Below are 15,582 nucleotides of genomic sequence, written 5' to 3'. Positions count from 1 at the left end.
GTCATTCTTCGACCCGCACCCCCATCGACCGAGCCGTACCCGCCACGATGCGCATCGCCGCATCGACATCGTTGGTGTTGAGGTCGGGCAGCTTACGAATCGCTATGCGGCGCAACTGATCGCGACTGAGCGCACCGACCGGCTTGTGTCCCGGTTGCGGCGATCCCGGTTGCCCGAGCGCGGCCCGGATGAGGGAGGCCGTCGGCGGCGTCTTGAGCCGCATCGTCCACCGCTTGCGCGCATCGATCGTGATGACAGCGGGAATGATCTCCCCACGCCGATCCGCCGTCGCCGCATCGTATTTCCGCTTCACCTCGAACGGTGGAACCCCGGTCGGCCCGAGCATCTTGCCGAGCGTCATCAGCGACGCATTGCCCGCTTCGAGCTCGAGAGTGACTGTGACAGAGGCTGTTTCGCGCGCCATAGTCAACGATCTCGGACGCGCGCATCTTTGCGGTCCCGCGACGATAACGCCTGGGCCGCAACAGTTTCAGAATCAGCCTTCTGCCGCCAGCTGACCGCAGGCCGCGGCGATCTCTTGGCCGCGGGTATCGCGCACCGTGCAGGACACACCCTGGGCGATCACGCGGCGCACGAACTCGCGCTCGACCGGCTTCGGGCTGGCATCCGTAATACGTCCGGCAGCTGACACTTCTCGACGATAGCTTACTGGCGATACACCCATGCTTACCGTCTTCCCGCTCACCTCGAACAGCTGCGGTGAGATGCGGGCGTCAGATCGTAAACATCTTGACATGGATGATGTAACGATGTTTACCTCTTACGGTGGACGAGAACTGGATGGATGAGCGACACCAAAAAGAGGCAGAGCAGTACCGAGTTTGGGCCGGTAGGGCATACGAAGAGGCAGAGCAGGCCGATCAGCTGGGCGACACAGAGCGCGCACAGAATGCGCGTGAGCGGGCCGCGAGCCACACCAGGAATGCCGAGCTGTACGAACGGATTGCCCCACTCTATCAGTTCCGTGGCTTTGCCAGCGTTCCAATCAAGGCCTTGGGCACCGAGATCGCTATGCAATTGCTAGATCGATTCGATAGCGTCTCGTCGGACTCATTGCTGAGGAATGCGGATCGAGACGGACACGCGAGCGCTCGAGTCGCCGAGCTGCAAAAGAGCGCAACAGAGTGGGCGCTCGGTAACGCGATGCGCACCGGTGCGTTGCGTGAGATTTCCCGGATTGTCAGACTTATGGAGGATCAAGGCGTCGAGGTGAATCTCGCCGCCCTTGCTCGCATGACAGGGATCTCTCGCCAAACCTTGTACGCACATCTGCGCCAAGACCGCACCACCGAGCACTAGATGTGCACCGGGATGCCCCGCACGACCGCCTGCTTCTGCGATATACGAACTTCACGCGCCCCGAACGAAAGTGCATCACCGTGCAGGCTGATGCGGGACACCGCGAAACCTAACCTTCCGCGGCCAGCTGTCCGCAAGCAGCCGCAATTTCCTGCCCGCGGGTATCGCGCACGGTGCAAGACACGCCCTGGGCGATCACCCGGCGCACGAACTCCTTCTCGACCGGCTTCGGGCTGGCATCCCACTCGCTGCCCGGTGTCGGGTTGAGGGGGATCAGGTTCACGTGCACGAGCGGGCCGAGCGCCTTGTGCAGCTTCTTGCCCAGCAGGTCCGCCCGCCACGGCTGATCGTTGACGTCGCGGATCAACGCGTACTCGATCGACACGCGGCGGCCAGACTTGTCCGCGTAATAGCGCGCGGCGTCGAGAACTTCGGCGATGGGCCAGCGGTTGTTCACCGGGACCAGGGTGTCGCGCAGTTCGTCGTCGGGGGTGTGCAGCGACACCGCCAGGCGCACCGACATGTCCTCGTCGGCCAGCTTGCGGATCGCCGGCGCCAGCCCCACGGTCGACACCGTCACCGAACGCTGCGAGATACCCAGACCGTCGGGTGCGGGGGCGGTGATGCGGCGCACCGCGTTCACGACCCGCTTGTAGTTGGCCAGCGGCTCGCCCATGCCCATGAACACGATGTTGGACAACCGGCCCGGTCCACCGTGCACCTCGCCGTCGCGCAGGGCGGCGGCAGCGGCCCGCACCTGGTCGACGATCTCGGCGGTCGACAGATTGCGGGTGAGCCCTGCCTGTCCGGTCGCGCAGAACGGGCACGCCATGCCACAGCCCGCCTGGCTGGAGATGCACAGCGTGTTGCGGTCGGGGTAGCGCATGAGCACGCTCTCGAGCAGCGTGCCGTCGTGCGCTCGCCAGAGTGTCTTGCGGGTGTCTCCCTCGTCGCAGGCCAGGTGGCGCACCACGTCGAGCAGCGGCGGGAACAGCGTCTCGCCCACCTTCTCGCGCACGTCGGCGGGCAGATCGGTCATCCGCGCCGGATCCGACTGCAGGCGACCGTAGTACTGGCGGGCCAGCTGATCGGCGCGGAACTTCGGCAGGCCCAGCTCCTGCACCGCGGCCTTGCGCTCGTCCGCGTCGAGATCGGCGAGGTGGCGCGGCGGCATACCGCGACGCGGGGCATCGAACACAAGGGGCAGGGAGGTGGCCATAATTCCTCCATTGTCCCAAACGCCGCGACCGGGCCGCCACGCCGGGCGCCGTTATCGAGAAGATGCGTGCGGCGGTGATAGCGGTCGGCCATGATCGAGGTATGTCCACGAACGCAGAATCAGGCACGCCACCGGCGCGCGAGCCTGAGGCCGAGCCCACCGCCGGCCGGGAACCCGAGCATGCGCCTGCCACGCACGCACCCGTCAAACGACCGAAGCCGGACGCGCTGGTGCGGTCGCGCACCGGCTACACGTGGATGGCGTTGCTCGCTGCCGCGATCTTCGGGATCGTCCTGCTGATCTTCATCCTGCAGAATCTCGACAAGGTGCAGGTGACGCTGCTGTTCTGGAGCTTCTCGCTACCGCTGGGAATCATGGTGCTGCTGTCGGTGATCCTCGGCGCACTGGTGATGGGTCTGGTCGGCGGCATCCGCATCCTGCAGTTGCGCCATGCCGCCCGGCAACCCTGAGCGCCTCAGACCAACGCGCTGAGTACCAGCCACGACACGAACGCCGAGGGCAGCATCGAGTCGAGCCGGTCCATGATCCCGCCGTGTCCGGGCAGCAGCGTGCCCATGTCCTTGATACCGAGTTCACGCTTGATCTGCGATTCGATCAGGTCGCCGAGGGTCGCTACGACCACCAGGCCGACACCGAGCACCACACCGATCATCGAGTTGGCCTCGAGCAGCAGCGTGACGGTGAGCAGACCACCGATCACGCTGAACACCAATGAACCGCAGAACCCTTCCCACGACTTCTTCGGGCTGATCGCGGGCACCATCGGATGCCTGCCGAACAGCACGCCTGCGACGTAACCGCCGACATCGGAGCAGACGACGAGGATCATGAACGTGAGCACCCGCAGGTTGCCGTCGGGTTCGAGCAGCAGCAGCGTCGAGAACGCCGCGAGCAGTGGGATCCAGGACAGCGTGAAGATCGCGATCGCGGTGTCGCGCAGGAAGTTCCGTGGCGCGGTGCTCAGGCCGTGATCGAACAGGCGCCAGACCATACAGGTCAACGCGGTCGCGGCGAACGCGCCGAGCACCCCGCTCGCACCCCACGGCCAGCCGAGCCAGAACACCGCCTGGCCGCCGACGAGCAACGGGATGCGCGGTACCAGGACGTCGGCTTCGCGCAGCCGCTTGGTGACCTCCCACATGGCCACGCCGACACCGACACCGGCGACGCCGATGAACACCTTCGGAACGAACAACAGGATCGCGATCAGCGACAACCCGAGGCCCAAGCCGACCGCCAGCGCCGCGGGCAGGTTGCGACCCGCCCGCGAGGCCGGAGCCTGCGGCTGTTCCTGCGGCACGGCCGCACCGGGTTCGTCCCCTGCCGCGGCCGCGCCGGTCGGCTCGACCGTGTCCGGCGGCGATTCCGGTTCCGGTGCCGCACCTGTGGCGGCGGCGTCTTCGGCCACGATTGTCCCGTCGCTCAACTCGTCGTTCCGTTCATCCCCCGCACGAGCGGGACTGGCGAGATCTGCGCTCAGACCTCGAGCAGTTCGGCTTCCTTGTGCTTGACCAGCTCGTCGATCTGGCCCACGTACTTGGCGGTGGTCTTGTCGAGCTCCTTCTCGGCGCGCCCGACCTCGTCCTCGCCCGCTTCACCATCTTTCTGGATCCGGCCCAGTTCTTCCATCGCCTTGCGACGGACGTTGCGGATCGAGACCTTGGCGTCCTCGCCCTTGCCCTTGGCCATCTTGACCATCTCGCGGCGCCGCTCCTCGGTGAGCTGCGGGATCGTGATGCGCAGGATGTCACCGTTGTTGGTGGGGTTCACGCCGAGATCGGAGTTGCGGATGGCGTTCTCGATCGGACCGAGCTGGCTCTGCTCGTACGGCTTGATCACCACCATGCGCGGCTCGGGCACGGAGATGCTGGACATCTGGGTGATCGGCGTCGGCGTGCCGTAGTAGTCGACCAGGACCCGGGTGAACATGCCCGGGTTGGCGCGCCCGGTGCGGATGCTGCCCAGATCGTCCTTCGCTACCGAGACGGCCTTCTCCATTTTCTCCTCGGCATCGAAGAGCGCTTCATCAATCACGACCGGTTCCTCCACAGCGTCGTCATCGTCATCGTCCGCGAGTGCGGGGTCAGGACCGAACCAAGGTGCCGATGGGTTCACCGGCGACCGCACGAGCAATATTGCCCTTGATCAACAGATTGAACACCAGCATCGGCATCTGGTTGTCCATGCAAAGGCTGAAAGCGGTGGCATCGGCCACCTTCAGACCCTTCTCGATCACTTCCTTGTGGGTGATCTCGGTGAACATGCTGGCGTTGTCGTCCACGCGCGGGTCGGCGTCGAACACGCCGTCGACGGCCTTGGCCATCAGCACCACGTCGGCGCCGATCTCGAGCGCACGCTGGGCCGCGGTCGTGTCGGTGGAGAAGTAGGGCATGCCCATACCCGCACCGAAGATCACCACGCGACCCTTCTCCAGGTGACGCTTGGCGCGCAGCGGGAGGTACGGCTCGGCGACCTGGCCCATCGTGATGGCGGTCTGCACGCGCGTGTCCACCCCCTGCTGCTGCAGAAAGTCTTGTAGCGCAAGGCTGTTCATCACGGTGCCGAGCATGCCCATGTAGTCGGAGCGGGCGCGTTCCATGCCGCGCTCCTCGAGCTCGGCGCCGCGGAAGAAGTTGCCGCCGCCGATCACCACGGCCACCTGGACGCCGGTCTCGACGATCTCGGCGATCTGCTCGGCCACGGTCTGCACGACATCGGGATCGAGCCCGACACCACCGCCACCGAACATCTCCCCACCCAGCTTCAGCAGCACCCGGCGATATCCAGGGCGGTCGTTACCCGGGTCGGTCATGGGTGTTCGTCTCCTTCGGCGAGGTGAGATCGGTTCGAACTGCGGGCGCGCGGAGCAGGCCGCACAGCAAGGCAGAGCGGCATCCATCCTGCCTTATCCGGTTACCGCCACCACACAAGACCCCCTCGCGCGCGGCCCGCGCCGGGTGGGTCCGCGCGTCGGCGGCGCACGGCAAAACGCCCCCGATGCTGAGCGCATCGGGGGCGTCGGTCGGCCTGATCAGGCCTGGCCGACCTCGAAGCGCGCGAAACGCTTCACGGTCACGCCGGCGTCCTCCAGAAGAGCCTTGACGGTCTTCTTGGAGTCGGTGACGGCGGCCTGCTCGAGCAGGACGACATCCTTGAAGAAGCCGTTGACGCGGCCTTCGACGATCTTCGGCAGTGCGGCGTCGGGCTTGCCTTCTTCGCGCGCGGTCTGCTCGGCGATGCGGCGCTCGTTCTCGACGGTCTCGGCGGGCACCTCGTCGCGGGTGAGGTACTTGGCCTTGAGCGCGGCGACCTGCATGCCCGCGGCACGAGCGGCCTCGGCGGCGGCGTCGCCGGAACCCTCGTACTCGACCAGCACGCCGACGGCGGGCGGCAGGTCCGAAGCACGCTTGTGCAGGTAGGTGGCGACCGGGCCGTCGAAGGACACGACGCGACGCAGTTCCAGCTTCTCGCCGATCTTGGCGGCCAGCGCCTGCACGGCCTCGTCGACGGTGCTGTTGTCCAGCTTCAGCGCCTTGAGGGCGTCCAGGTCGGCCGGCTTGGCAGCGGCGGCCGCCGTGACGATCGCGTCGGCCAGCTCCTGGAACTCGGCGTTCTTGGCGACGAAGTCGGTCTCGGAGTTGATCTCGATCATGACGCCGTCCTTGGCGATGACCAGACCCTCGGCGGTGGCGCGCTCGGCACGCTTGCCGACATCCTTGGCGCCCTTGATGCGCAGGACCTCGACGGCCTTGTCGAAGTCGCCGTCGGACTCGGCCAGCGCGTTCTTGCAGTCCATCATGCCGGAGCCGGTGAGCTCCCGGAGCCGCTTCACATCAGCAGCGGTGTAGTTCGCCATCGGGGGCGAGCCTCCTGTGTCTATGGCGGCTGGCGCCGCGGGTTTCTCGGCCCTGGGGGCCTCGATCTTCCCTCCCGGCGGGCGCTCCTTCGTCGCACCCTCTGGTCAGTCCAGATCGAGGCGGCCGAGAAACCAGAGCAGAATTGATGTCTCGGCCGGGCCAGGCAGTTGTTCGTTCGGTATTTACGCCACCTTGCCGACCTCGTCTGAATTCAGACGGGTCGGCAAGGTGAACAGTGTGCTACCGATCAGCTCAGAAGTCGGCCGGGGTGTGCTGGGCCGGGTCGGCCTTCACCTCGGCAGCGGCTTCGGCCGGGGTCTCGGCGGCCGGGGCCTCGGCGGCGGGAGCTTCAGCGGCCGGGGTCGCCTGAGCCAGCAGCTCCTGCTCCCACTCGGCGAGGGGCTCGCCGGCACCGGCTTCGGGCTTCGAATCGCCGGAAGCGCGGCCCGCGCGGGCCTGCACGCCCTCGGCCACCGCGGAGGCGACGACCTTGGTGAGCAGAGCGGCGGAACGGATCGCGTCGTCGTTACCCGGGATCGGGTAGTCGACCAGGTCGGGATCGCAGTTGGTGTCCAGGATCGCGATGACCGGGATGTTCAGCTTGCGAGCCTCGCCGACGGCGATGTGCTCCTTGTTGGTGTCGACGACCCAGATGGCCGAGGGCACCTTGGCCATGTCGCGGATACCACCGAGGGTGCGATCCAGCTTGGTCATCTCACGCGTGAGCATGAGGATTTCCTTCTTGGTGCGACCCTCGAAGCCACCGGTCTGCTCCATGGCCTCGAGCTCCTTCAGGCGCTGCAGGCGCTTGTGGACGGTCGAGAAGTTGGTGAGCATGCCACCCAGCCAGCGCTGGTTGACGTAGGGCATACCGACGCGAGTCGCCTCGGCCGCGATCGACTCCTGGGCCTGCTTCTTGGTGCCGACGAAGAGAACGGTGCCACCGTGGGCGACGGTCTCCTTGACGAACTCGTAGGCCTTGTCGATGTAGGTCAGCGTCTGCTGCAGGTCGATGATGTAGATGCCGTTGCGGTCGGTGAAGATGAACCGCTTCATCTTCGGGTTCCACCGACGAGTCTGGTGCCCGAAGTGCGCGCCGCTGTCGAGCAGCTGCTTCATAGTTACGACAGCCATAGCTCCCGTACCCTCTTTCGTTGCCGGTTGACGCAGCCGATCGGCGATCGACTGCCCTGGCGCCACCGAAACCACCGGACCCGATCGACGTGATCGGGACCAGCCGGCGATTTCACTGTTCATCCGCTGGAGAACTCGCGCTGACATGCCCTCGCGGACCGTCTGCGTTGCGAGCGACGACCGGATGGACGAGCACGGGTGGCGCGCGAAGTCGGTCCGTGCCGTGCACACGTGTTGCTGCTGAGCACAAACCGCTCGTTCAGTCTACGCGGCGACAGGCCAGGGCCGAAATCGCCCCCGCTCGTCGACCGGGGATTTCCGTGGTGAAGTGCGCGATATCCACATGTGCCGAAGTTGTCCACAATCGGAAAACCGTTGTCCCGCTCAGGGATTGTGCGGTCGACAGTTGTGCCATGAACACATTGACGCGTGTCCTGATCACCACCTTTCCCCTCCTCTGCGCGGTGGGTGTAGCGGCGCCGGCGGCCGGTCATCCCGCCCCGGTGTGTGCCGTCCTCGCGCAGCCACCGGGCGACCGAGAGGTCGTTTCCCCACCGCCTCGGGCGGCGGCACCGGGATCTGTACCGGCCGCGCCGCCACCGCCTGGTGAGAAAGCCGCCGCACCTGGGCCCGTCGTTGTGATCGTGGTGCCGGGGCCGCTCGCGCCAGGGCCTGCCGGGGTAGACGCTGCCGGCAGCCCGTGCGCCACCGCGGGCACTGAGGGAGGCGTTGATACCGGGATTCCGGCGGGGTGTGACGGTGTCGAAGGTCCGCTCGACGGCAGCGAGCGGGTGCCGGTGCGGCGGCCCGGTTCCTGTGGCAAGGCACCGATTCTGCGGCCCGGCCAGATGCCGAAGGGGGCACTGGTTCCGGCACCGGTTCCGGTTCGGGTGACCGTGCACGACCTCGGATCGGCGGCGCCTGCCCAGCAGCGGGCTCGGCCGGAGAAGGATCGGAGTTCCGCGCCGGAGCTCGAGATTCGGGTGCGCGGCGGAAGCGGTTCGGCGGCCGACCTGCCTGCCGCGTTGCGCGAACTCGTGCGCGTGCTGGTGCCACAGCGCGTGCCTGCGCCACGCCCCCATCGCTGAGGCGCTCGACGATGGCGAGCCGGGTTCGTCCGTACGCCTGGATTTCGGGTGCTGTCCTCGTGCTGACGGTGGTCGCGGGTGGGGCGGCGCCGGTCGGGGCGGTGGAAACCGGACCGTTCGGCTGGCCGCTGCGTCCACGGCCGACGGTGGAACGGCGGTTCGACAAGCCGGAGCGCAATTGGTTGCCGGGCCATCGCGGGGTCGACCTGGCAGGCGCCGAAGGCCAATCGGTTCTCGCGGCGGGCGATGGGATCGTCGTCTTCGCGGGCACGGTCGCCGGGAAACCTGTGGTGTCGATCGACCACGAGGGCGGCCTGCGCACCACATATGAGCCGGTGCAGGCGCAGGTAGAAGTGGGAGCCCGGATAGGTCGCGGCACCCCGATCGGCACCCTGGTCGCCGGACACGAGGGCTGCCCGGCACCGGCCTGCCTGCACTGGGGTGTCCGCCGCGAATCCAGCATCCACAGCCGTCGCGAATACATCGACCCGTTGGGTCTCCTGCACGAAGTCCCGGTACGCCTCAAACCGCTGAGCCCGGCACTGTGACCTCGACGACCCGGCACGGAGCCGCAGGGGATACCGGCCACAATCGATACTGTGCCCGCAGAATCAACGCCCTTCACCTATCCCGACGTCGGCGCGACCCGCGCGACGACGCTTCCTGCCGGTTACCACCGGTTCCGGCTCCGGCGACCTATAGGGCGGGGTCGCGAACTGTTCGATCGGGCCGGGACGCACATCCTCGCCTTCGGGATGCAGAAGGGAGTCGGCATCTTTCAGCGCGCCGATTCCGAAACCGCCAGGGAGGGAACCGAATTGACGGTTCGTCTCGGCGCCGGGCCGCTCGGCATCAATGCGCCGTGCCGGGTGGTTTATGTGCTCGACGAACCGAACCGCCGCGGGTTCGCCTACGGCACGTTGCCGGGGCATCCCGAACGGGGCGAGGAGTTGTTCGCGGTCGAATACGACCCGGCCGACGACACGGTGTACGGACTGGTCACCGCGTTTTCGACACCCGCCGCGTGGTACACCCGCCTGGGCGGGCCGGTCGCGCGACTGCTGCAACACTGGTTCGCCCACCGCTACCTTCGAACATTGCCGAGCAATACCGGAAGCTGACCCACGCGGGGCCGGTCGTCAGAGGAAGGCGTTCAGCACGTCGGCTTCCGCGGTGACCTGGTCGCGCTGGTCCACAGCACCGAGGCGGTCGTATTCCCCTGCGGTGATGCGTCTTTCGTTGATCTCGTGGCGGACGATCTCGACGATGTCGTCCTCGGTGAGTTCCCGGCGGCGGACTTCGGCGGCGCCGAGGCCGACGGCACTGTCTTCCAGCGCACCGGCTTTCGCGTCGCCGACGTCGACCGCCTCGGCATTGTCGATCGCGGCCAGGGCTGATCGCAGCGCCGAGACCGCGCTGCGATCCCTGGCTTTCATCGCGGGCTTCAGTGCGGTGCGCAGGCGATCCCGCAACGCGGTGAGGGGCTGGTCCGGTGATCCTGCGGTCATGAGAGTCGACTGTAATTGCCTGCTCGGTACCCGTCGATCGAGTTCCGGTGCCCGACGTGACGGTTCTTCGATCGGAGTCATGATGCGTATCGGCTGCCGAGCAGAACCTCGGCTACGGCGATGAGGACGACCAGCGTGACCACGAGGGTGGTGATCGACACCAGCCGATGCCCGCCCGCCGAGCGGCCCCGACCGAGAGTCCGACCGCGATACCAGCCCAGACCGGCGAGCAGTACGGCCGCGGTGGCGGCGGCGCAGGGAAGAACGATCCACATGCCGTCTTCGGTGGTCGCCTCGTGCGCGAAAAGCAGTGCACAGGCAGCAGCTCCCAGGGCGGTGCGCCGCCACGCGAGCGCGGTGCGTTCCATGGCAAGGGTCGGCGCGGTCACGAAAGTACGACCGCCACACAGACGAGTACGGCGATCACCGCGACGCCGACCGACAGCACCGGCACCAGCACCGTGCCCGGCAACGGCCCACCTGCCAGCATCGCGCGATTCACCCGACGCCAGTGCCGATACGCGCCCACCGCGACGGCCAGTGACATCGTCAGACAGGCCAGCGTGATCACACCGGCGAACCCCGCCAATCGCGGTGGCTGAACAAGGGTGTGCACCGCGACGCCGCCGGCGAGCAGGCCGAGTGCGGTCCTGATCCACGCCAGAAAAGTCCGCTCGTTGGCGAGCGTGAACCGATAGTCGACCTCACCCTCCCCATCCTCGGATTCGGCCCCGACCTCGGGCAATGTCATCCCATCACCTCCGCCACCCATCATGCGCCCCCGACATCCCATCCCCGATCAACCTCACACAACCGCCGCGTCGACCCACAACTCGCCGACGAGGATCGATCCACGCTGTCACCTCGACAGCCTCTCGTATTCGACGAGCTGACCACGCGGATCGAGGTGTATCTGCTCGCGGCAACGGCCGATCTGGCTGAGTCGGCAACCGACAGACCAAGCATCGGGTCGAATATGGTCGTTCACCGCGGTTGTGGCGTCGGCGTGGCGATCATGCGCGGGGATGAGCTTGGTCGTGGACTCGTTTGAGGCGTTCGACGGAGACGTGGGTGTAGAGCTGGGTGGTTGCCATGCTGGCGTGGCCGAGGAGTTCCTGGACCACGCGTAGGTCGGCGCCGCCTTCGAGGAGGTGGGTGGCGGCAGTGTGGCGCAGGCCGTGGGGGCCCATGTCGGGGGCACCGGGGATGGCGGCGACAACCTCGTGGACGACGGTCCGCGCCTGGCGTTGGTCGAGGCGGCGGCCACGCTGGCCGAGGAACAGCGCTCGACCGGAACGCTCGTTGGCCAGGGCGGGTCGGCCGGCACGCAGCCAGGCGACGAGGGCTGCCTCGGCCGGGGCGCCGAAGGGCACCGAGCGCTCCTTGTTGCCTTTGCCGAGTACCCGGACGAGTTGGCGTTCACGGTCGATGTCGTCGAGGTCGAGGCCGCACAGTTCGCTCACCCGGATGCCGGTGGCATACAGCAGCTCCACGATCAGCCGGTCACGCAATGCCATCGGGTCCTGCTGTGCCGCACCGGATTCCGCCGCACCCATCGCCTGTGCCGCCTGCTCACGGCCGAGCACCGCAGGCAGCACACGGTGCGCCTTGGGGGCCTGCAACCGCAGCCCCGGATCGATATCCAGCCGTCCCGTCTCGGTCAGCCACGCGGTGAAAGTCCGTGCCGCCGAAGCCCTACGCGACAGTGTCGTCCGCGCGGCCCCACCCGCCGCCAGCTCGGCCAGCCACGACCGCAACACTCCCAGATCGAGTTCTCGCAACGCCGCATCCGCCGACCGCGCGTACACATGCTCGAGCAGAGACCGCACATCCCCCACATAAGCCCGCACCGTATGCGCCGACCGATTCCGCCCCAGCCGCAGATGCCGCCCGAACTCCCCGAGCAAAGCAGTCAAATCCTCGGGCAACACATCCATCCCCCCACCGTCGCCCCTCCCCCTGCATCACGCAACCCACCACGCCGCACACCCGGCGCCCTCACACCCGGCGCCCTCACGCACCACCCACACCGCTGGGTCGACGAATGGCAGCGGCGGCGACCCGAGCGATCACACCGCCGACGGGCACCGCCACCTCGACACGTCGCTCTCGCGCTTTCACATTCCGCCCACGCCCACACGTCGACAAGGCACCGCCGCTATCCCGATAAGGGATCGGCGCCTGGGACGCTGCGGTCACCTGGCCGACGAGGCGGCAGTGTCGCCATCGCCCTCACGCCCAACGCCGACACCAGCTCCCACCCATCCAGGCAAAAGACCTGCAACTCTTCCGCCCCAGGGCGACACCACAAAGCCCACCTGTTGCGGCGGGCAGTGATGTTCGCTCGTCGTCGCGGACCGCGAACTCGACGAGCCGGTCAGCCCGGGCGACGGGTGCGGAACCACCCCTCGGAATCGCAGCCGACCAGGTCGGCCAGTTCCAGGCTGGGGAGGACGGCTCGGACGGTGGCCAGGTCGAGGCCGCACTGGTCGGCAAGGTCGCGGGGTTGACGGGAGCCGATGGCGGGGAGGGCGGCGTAGACCTCGGCTTCGGCGCCGCGCAGGTGGTGGGCGGGGTCGGTGGGCGCGCCTTCGCCGACGGGGAGACGCAGGGGCCCCGCTTCCTCGATGACGTCTTCGGCGCGGGTGACGAGCAAGGCCTCACCTTCCCGGATCATGCGGTGACAACCCACCGATGACGCCGACCCGACCGGACCGGGAACCGCCATCGCCGGGCGACCGAGGCGGCGCGCCCATTTCACGGTGTTCCTTGCGCCGCTGCGCAATCCGGCTTCCACGACGAGGACGCCGTCACCCAGGGTGGCGATGAGCCGGTTGCGGGCCAGGAATTGATGTTTCTGGGCGGCGACGCCGGGTGGGTATTCGCTGACGACCAGACCGCTGTCTGCGATGGCGGCGAGCAGCCGGTCGTGCTGGGCGGGGTAGGGGCGGTCGACGCCGCAGGCCAGGACGGCGACCGTCGGCCCGCCGACGGCGAGTGCGGCCCGGTGGGCGGCCGCGTCGATGCCGAAGGCCGCACCGGACACGATGGTCCAGCCGCGGCCGGCGAGGTCACAGGCGATCTCACTGGCCACCTGCATCCCGTACCCGCTGCTGCATCGGGAACCGACCACTGCCACAGCGCGTTCCGATGCCGTACGCAGCGACAGCGGTCCGCGCGCCCACAGTACGAGCGGTACGGCGGCTTCGCGGTCACGGTCGGTGTCGAGCTGGTCGAGGCCGAGCATGCGCCAGCCGGGCCACTCGTCGTCATCGGGCGTGATGACCCGGCCGCCGATCCGCTGTATCGTCTCGAGATCCTTGGCAGCCGAGTCTATTTCACGTCGCGCGGCGGTGGGTCCGCGAAGGGCGTCAGGCAGCTCGTGCTCGCGGACCGCACGCGCAGCCTCGCGAACCCCGACCGAGGCGATCAGCGCCGACAACGGCGCACACGGACCCTGCACCACCCGAGACAGATACACCCACGCGAGCCTGCGCTCATCGACATCGAGGTCGACGGTGCCGACCGCTTGTACCCCCGTCATTGCCCACCCCGCTGACGGAAGTTCAACGACGCCAGCACATCCTGCACGCTCGGCAGCTCCCCACCGCGCAGATCGCAGACCGTCCAGGCCACGCGCACCGCCCGGTCGGCACCGCGCGCCGACATCCGCCCCAACCGCAGCGCGGTCTCGATCGGCGCGATCGCCTCGGCGGGCAACCGGAACCGTTGACGCAGAATATGCCCCGGCACTTCGGCATTGGTCGCCCAACCGTCCGCACTCCATCGTTCCGCGGCGCGGGCCCGCGCCGCGGCGACCCGGGCCGCGACAACAGCACTGGTCTCGGTCTGCTGGTCACCGAAGGCGGCCCCCGCCTGACCACGCATCTGCACCCAGATATCGATGCGATCGAGCAGCGGACCCGACAGCTTGCCGAGGTACCGGCGACGAGCGAGGGGCGCGCAGATGCAGTCGACATCACGGGCGGGCGCACACGGACAGGGATTCGCCGCGAGCACCAGCTGGAACCGCGCCGGATAGCGAGCCACACCGTCACGCCGGGCGATCCGCACCTCGCCCTCTTCCAGCGGAGTACGCAGTGCCTCCAGCACTTTGGTGCCGATCTCGGCGCATTCGTCGAGGAACAGCACTCCCCGGTGCGCCCGGCTGACCGCACCGGGTCGGGCCATGCCGGAACCACCGCCGATCATGGCGGTTACCGATGTCGAGTGATGGGGCGCGACGAACGGTGCGAGCGTCATCAACGGTTGTTCGGCCGTCAACGAGCCCGCCATCGAATGAATCGCCGTCACCTCGAGCGACTCGGCCTCCGACAGCGGCGGCAGCAACCCCGGAAGGCGTTGTGCCAGCATAGTTTTCCCGATTCCCGGTGGTCCGGTGAGCAGCAGGTGGTGGCCACCCGCCGCAGCGACCTCCAGCGCCCAGCGCGCCTCATCTTGGCCGACCACATCGCTGAGGTCCCCACACGGCACCTGGACGCCGGGCACCACACCGTCGGGTTCCAGCAGCGTCCCTTCACCGCGCAACCAGGCGACCACAGCGCGCAGACTCGTCGCACCGAGCACCTCGACGCCCTCGACCAGTCCGGCTTCGGCCACCGCCTCGGCGGGCACCACGACAGTCGGGCAGCCCGCATTGCGTGCCGCGATCACCGCCGGCAACACACCGCGGACCCGGCGTACCCGCCCGTCGAGGGCGAGCTCGCCCAGCAGCACGGTTTTCACGAGTTTGTCCCCCGGCACCGCACCGGAGGCGTCCAGCACCGACACGGCGAGCGCCAGATCGTAGACCGAGCCGACCTTCGGCAGAGTCGCGGGCGACAGTGCCAGAATCACCCGCCCGTCGGGCCATTTCTCCCCCGTATTGGCCACCGCGGAGCGCACCCGGTTGCGTGACTCCTGCAGGGCGGTATCGGGCAGCCCGACAAGATTCACCGACGGCAGTCCCTGGCCGATATCGGCCTCGATCTCCACCAGCTGGCCGTCGACACCGGTCACCGCGACCGACAGCGCACGTCCGAGGGCCATCAGAACGCCCCCGTCAGGTGGTCGATCACCGGTTTGCGTCCACGCGGGACGAGCACAGACACCACATCGAACCTGATGCGCCGCCACGGCCCGTCCTGCTCGGCGAGCCACAACAGCGCCAATCGCCTGATCCGCTGCTGTTTACCGAAGGTGACCGACTCGGCCGGGCTGCCGAAGCCGAGGCCGGACCGTGTCTTCACTTCCACGAACGCCGTCACCGACGGGTCCTGGACGATCAGGTCCAGCTCCCCGTACCGGCATCGCCAGTTGCGGGCGACGATCTGCATCCCGGCCTCGCACAGATACTGCGCGGCCAGCTTCTCCCCGTATGCGCCGAGCGCCTGTTTGTCCGTCACGGGTGCAAGCGTGATCCCGGCGCGAAGCTA

General features: G+C 67.8%; 19 protein-coding genes and 1 pseudogene. 5 read left to right on the top strand and 15 right to left on the bottom strand.

Annotated features, from left to right (window positions below; genetic code table 11):
- Position 1: 1 nt before the first annotated feature.
- The gene (locus tag AB0F86_RS01130; RefSeq protein ID WP_225280376.1) at positions 2–424 is read right to left on the bottom strand and encodes an uL11 family ribosomal protein; all 423 of its coding nucleotides are present in this window, start codon (positions 422–424) and stop codon (positions 2–4) included.
- A 72-nt stretch (positions 425–496) separates the two neighbouring features.
- Positions 497–628 (bottom strand): annotated as a pseudogene (locus AB0F86_RS01125) (23S rRNA (adenine(2503)-C(2))-methyltransferase RlmN); the annotation flags it as partial.
- 158 nt (positions 629–786) lie between these two features.
- Between AB0F86_RS01125 and AB0F86_RS01120 the strand changes: the two are divergent.
- Positions 787–1,320, top strand: coding sequence for a hypothetical protein (locus AB0F86_RS01120; protein ID WP_356983844.1), 534 nt, complete (start codon positions 787–789; stop codon positions 1,318–1,320).
- 109 nt (positions 1,321–1,429) lie between these two features.
- On the opposite strand, the gene rlmN is transcribed toward AB0F86_RS01120, so the two are convergent.
- Positions 1,430–2,539, bottom strand: coding sequence for a 23S rRNA (adenine(2503)-C(2))-methyltransferase RlmN (gene rlmN / locus AB0F86_RS01115; protein ID WP_356983842.1), 1,110 nt, complete (start codon positions 2,537–2,539; stop codon positions 1,430–1,432).
- Between the two features lie 101 nt (positions 2,540–2,640).
- Between rlmN and AB0F86_RS01110 the strand changes: the two genes are divergently transcribed.
- Positions 2,641–3,009, top strand: coding sequence for a lipopolysaccharide assembly protein LapA domain-containing protein (locus AB0F86_RS01110; RefSeq protein WP_181696825.1), 369 nt, complete (start codon positions 2,641–2,643; stop codon positions 3,007–3,009).
- 5 nt (positions 3,010–3,014) lie between these two features.
- Here the strand turns inward: AB0F86_RS01110 and AB0F86_RS01105 are convergent, their stop codons facing one another.
- The 5 genes from AB0F86_RS01105 to rpsB form a co-directional block, all read right to left on the bottom strand.
- Entirely contained in the window at positions 3,015–3,860 is an 846-nt protein-coding gene (locus tag AB0F86_RS01105) for a phosphatidate cytidylyltransferase (protein ID WP_225280801.1), read from the bottom strand.
- Positions 3,861–4,036: 176 nt separating this feature from the next.
- A complete protein-coding gene (gene frr / locus AB0F86_RS01100) occupies positions 4,037–4,594 on the bottom strand; it encodes a ribosome recycling factor (protein ID WP_181696824.1) in 558 nt (185 codons plus the stop codon).
- A gap of 49 nt (positions 4,595–4,643) precedes the next feature.
- Positions 4,644–5,372: a UMP kinase gene (gene pyrH / locus AB0F86_RS01095; protein ID WP_067636525.1), complete on the bottom strand. Its 729-nt coding sequence runs from the start codon at positions 5,370–5,372 to the stop codon at positions 4,644–4,646.
- 219 nt (positions 5,373–5,591) lie between these two features.
- Positions 5,592–6,416 carry a translation elongation factor Ts gene (gene tsf / locus AB0F86_RS01090; protein ID WP_181696823.1) on the bottom strand — a complete coding sequence of 275 codons (825 nt, stop codon included), beginning with the start codon at positions 6,414–6,416 and terminating at the stop codon, positions 5,592–5,594.
- A gap of 253 nt (positions 6,417–6,669) precedes the next feature.
- Positions 6,670–7,551: a 30S ribosomal protein S2 gene (rpsB, locus tag AB0F86_RS01085; RefSeq protein WP_067496258.1), complete on the bottom strand. Its 882-nt coding sequence runs from the start codon at positions 7,549–7,551 to the stop codon at positions 6,670–6,672.
- Between the two features lie 848 nt (positions 7,552–8,399).
- Here rpsB and AB0F86_RS01080 point away from each other — a divergent pair.
- From AB0F86_RS01080 to AB0F86_RS01070, 3 genes are read left to right on the top strand one after another with little or no spacing between them, the layout of a single operon-like run.
- Positions 8,400–8,639: a hypothetical protein gene (locus AB0F86_RS01080; RefSeq protein ID WP_356983840.1), complete on the top strand. Its 240-nt coding sequence runs from the start codon at positions 8,400–8,402 to the stop codon at positions 8,637–8,639.
- Between the two features lie 11 nt (positions 8,640–8,650).
- Positions 8,651–9,187 carry a M23 family metallopeptidase gene (locus AB0F86_RS01075; RefSeq protein WP_225280373.1) on the top strand — a complete coding sequence of 179 codons (537 nt, stop codon included), beginning with the start codon at positions 8,651–8,653 and terminating at the stop codon, positions 9,185–9,187.
- A gap of 51 nt (positions 9,188–9,238) precedes the next feature.
- Positions 9,239–9,760, top strand: a complete 522-nt coding sequence (locus AB0F86_RS01070; RefSeq protein ID WP_356983838.1) for a DUF1990 domain-containing protein — start codon at positions 9,239–9,241, stop codon at positions 9,758–9,760.
- An 18-nt stretch (positions 9,761–9,778) separates the two neighbouring features.
- Here AB0F86_RS01070 and AB0F86_RS01065 read toward each other — a convergent pair whose 3' ends face one another.
- The 7 genes from AB0F86_RS01065 to AB0F86_RS01035 form a co-directional block, all read right to left on the bottom strand.
- Positions 9,779–10,147 carry a hypothetical protein gene (locus tag AB0F86_RS01065; protein WP_356983836.1) on the bottom strand — a complete coding sequence of 123 codons (369 nt, stop codon included), beginning with the start codon at positions 10,145–10,147 and terminating at the stop codon, positions 9,779–9,781.
- A 77-nt stretch (positions 10,148–10,224) separates the two neighbouring features.
- Positions 10,225–10,536, bottom strand: a complete 312-nt coding sequence (locus tag AB0F86_RS01060; RefSeq protein ID WP_181696819.1) for a DUF202 domain-containing protein — start codon at positions 10,534–10,536, stop codon at positions 10,225–10,227.
- A complete protein-coding gene (locus AB0F86_RS01055; protein WP_356983835.1) occupies positions 10,533–10,898 on the bottom strand; it encodes a DUF202 domain-containing protein in 366 nt (121 codons plus the stop codon). Before AB0F86_RS01055 ends, AB0F86_RS01060 begins: the two co-directional genes overlap by 4 nt.
- A 262-nt stretch (positions 10,899–11,160) precedes the next feature.
- Positions 11,161–12,084: a tyrosine recombinase XerC gene (locus AB0F86_RS01050; RefSeq protein WP_181696818.1), complete on the bottom strand. Its 924-nt coding sequence runs from the start codon at positions 12,082–12,084 to the stop codon at positions 11,161–11,163.
- Positions 12,085–12,524: 440 nt separating this feature from the next.
- On the bottom strand, positions 12,525–13,691 hold the full coding sequence (gene dprA / locus AB0F86_RS01045; RefSeq protein WP_356983833.1) for a DNA-processing protein DprA: 1,167 nt from the start codon (positions 13,689–13,691) through the stop codon (positions 12,525–12,527).
- Positions 13,688–15,196 (bottom strand): YifB family Mg chelatase-like AAA ATPase, encoded by a 1,509-nt coding sequence (locus AB0F86_RS01040; protein WP_181696817.1) that lies wholly within the window; start codon positions 15,194–15,196, stop codon positions 13,688–13,690. Before AB0F86_RS01040 ends, dprA begins: the two co-directional genes overlap by 4 nt.
- Positions 15,196–15,552 carry a YraN family protein gene (locus AB0F86_RS01035; RefSeq protein ID WP_067496228.1) on the bottom strand — a complete coding sequence of 119 codons (357 nt, stop codon included), beginning with the start codon at positions 15,550–15,552 and terminating at the stop codon, positions 15,196–15,198. The genes AB0F86_RS01040 and AB0F86_RS01035 overlap by 1 nt, the downstream gene beginning before the upstream one ends.
- Positions 15,553–15,582: the final 30 nt, after the last annotated feature.

Source organism: Nocardia sp. NPDC023733, from assembly GCF_040639775.1.
GTDB classification, from domain to species: domain Bacteria; phylum Actinomycetota; class Actinomycetes; order Mycobacteriales; family Mycobacteriaceae; genus Nocardia; species Nocardia rosealba.
The sequence above is the reverse complement of the archived record's forward strand: the minus strand, read 5'-3'. Positions and strand labels throughout refer to the sequence as shown.

Excerpts from the sequence above, each read along its gene's own strand:
- AB0F86_RS01130 (WP_225280376.1), bottom strand. The coding sequence starts at position 424 with ATGGCGCGCGAAACAGCCTCTGTCACAGTCACTCTCGAGCTCGAAGCG.
- rpsB (WP_067496258.1), bottom strand. The coding sequence starts at position 7,551 with ATGGCTGTCGTAACTATGAAGCAGCTGCTCGACAGCGGCGCGCACTTC.
- dprA (WP_356983833.1), bottom strand. The coding sequence starts at position 13,691 with ATGACGGGGGTACAAGCGGTCGGCACCGTCGACCTCGATGTCGATGAG.
- AB0F86_RS01055 (WP_356983835.1), bottom strand. The coding sequence starts at position 10,898 with ATGACATTGCCCGAGGTCGGGGCCGAATCCGAGGATGGGGAGGGTGAG.
- pyrH (WP_067636525.1), bottom strand. The coding sequence starts at position 5,372 with ATGACCGACCCGGGTAACGACCGCCCTGGATATCGCCGGGTGCTGCTG.
- AB0F86_RS01080 (WP_356983840.1), top strand. The coding sequence starts at position 8,400 with ATGCCGAAGGGGGCACTGGTTCCGGCACCGGTTCCGGTTCGGGTGACC.
- AB0F86_RS01050 (WP_181696818.1), bottom strand. The coding sequence starts at position 12,084 with ATGGATGTGTTGCCCGAGGATTTGACTGCTTTGCTCGGGGAGTTCGGG.
- rlmN (WP_356983842.1), bottom strand. The coding sequence starts at position 2,539 with ATGGCCACCTCCCTGCCCCTTGTGTTCGATGCCCCGCGTCGCGGTATG.
- AB0F86_RS01075 (WP_225280373.1), top strand. The coding sequence starts at position 8,651 with ATGGCGAGCCGGGTTCGTCCGTACGCCTGGATTTCGGGTGCTGTCCTC.
- AB0F86_RS01040 (WP_181696817.1), bottom strand. The coding sequence starts at position 15,196 with ATGGCCCTCGGACGTGCGCTGTCGGTCGCGGTGACCGGTGTCGACGGC.
- tsf (WP_181696823.1), bottom strand. The coding sequence starts at position 6,416 with ATGGCGAACTACACCGCTGCTGATGTGAAGCGGCTCCGGGAGCTCACC.
- AB0F86_RS01065 (WP_356983836.1), bottom strand. The coding sequence starts at position 10,147 with ATGACCGCAGGATCACCGGACCAGCCCCTCACCGCGTTGCGGGATCGC.
- AB0F86_RS01110 (WP_181696825.1), top strand. The coding sequence starts at position 2,641 with ATGTCCACGAACGCAGAATCAGGCACGCCACCGGCGCGCGAGCCTGAG.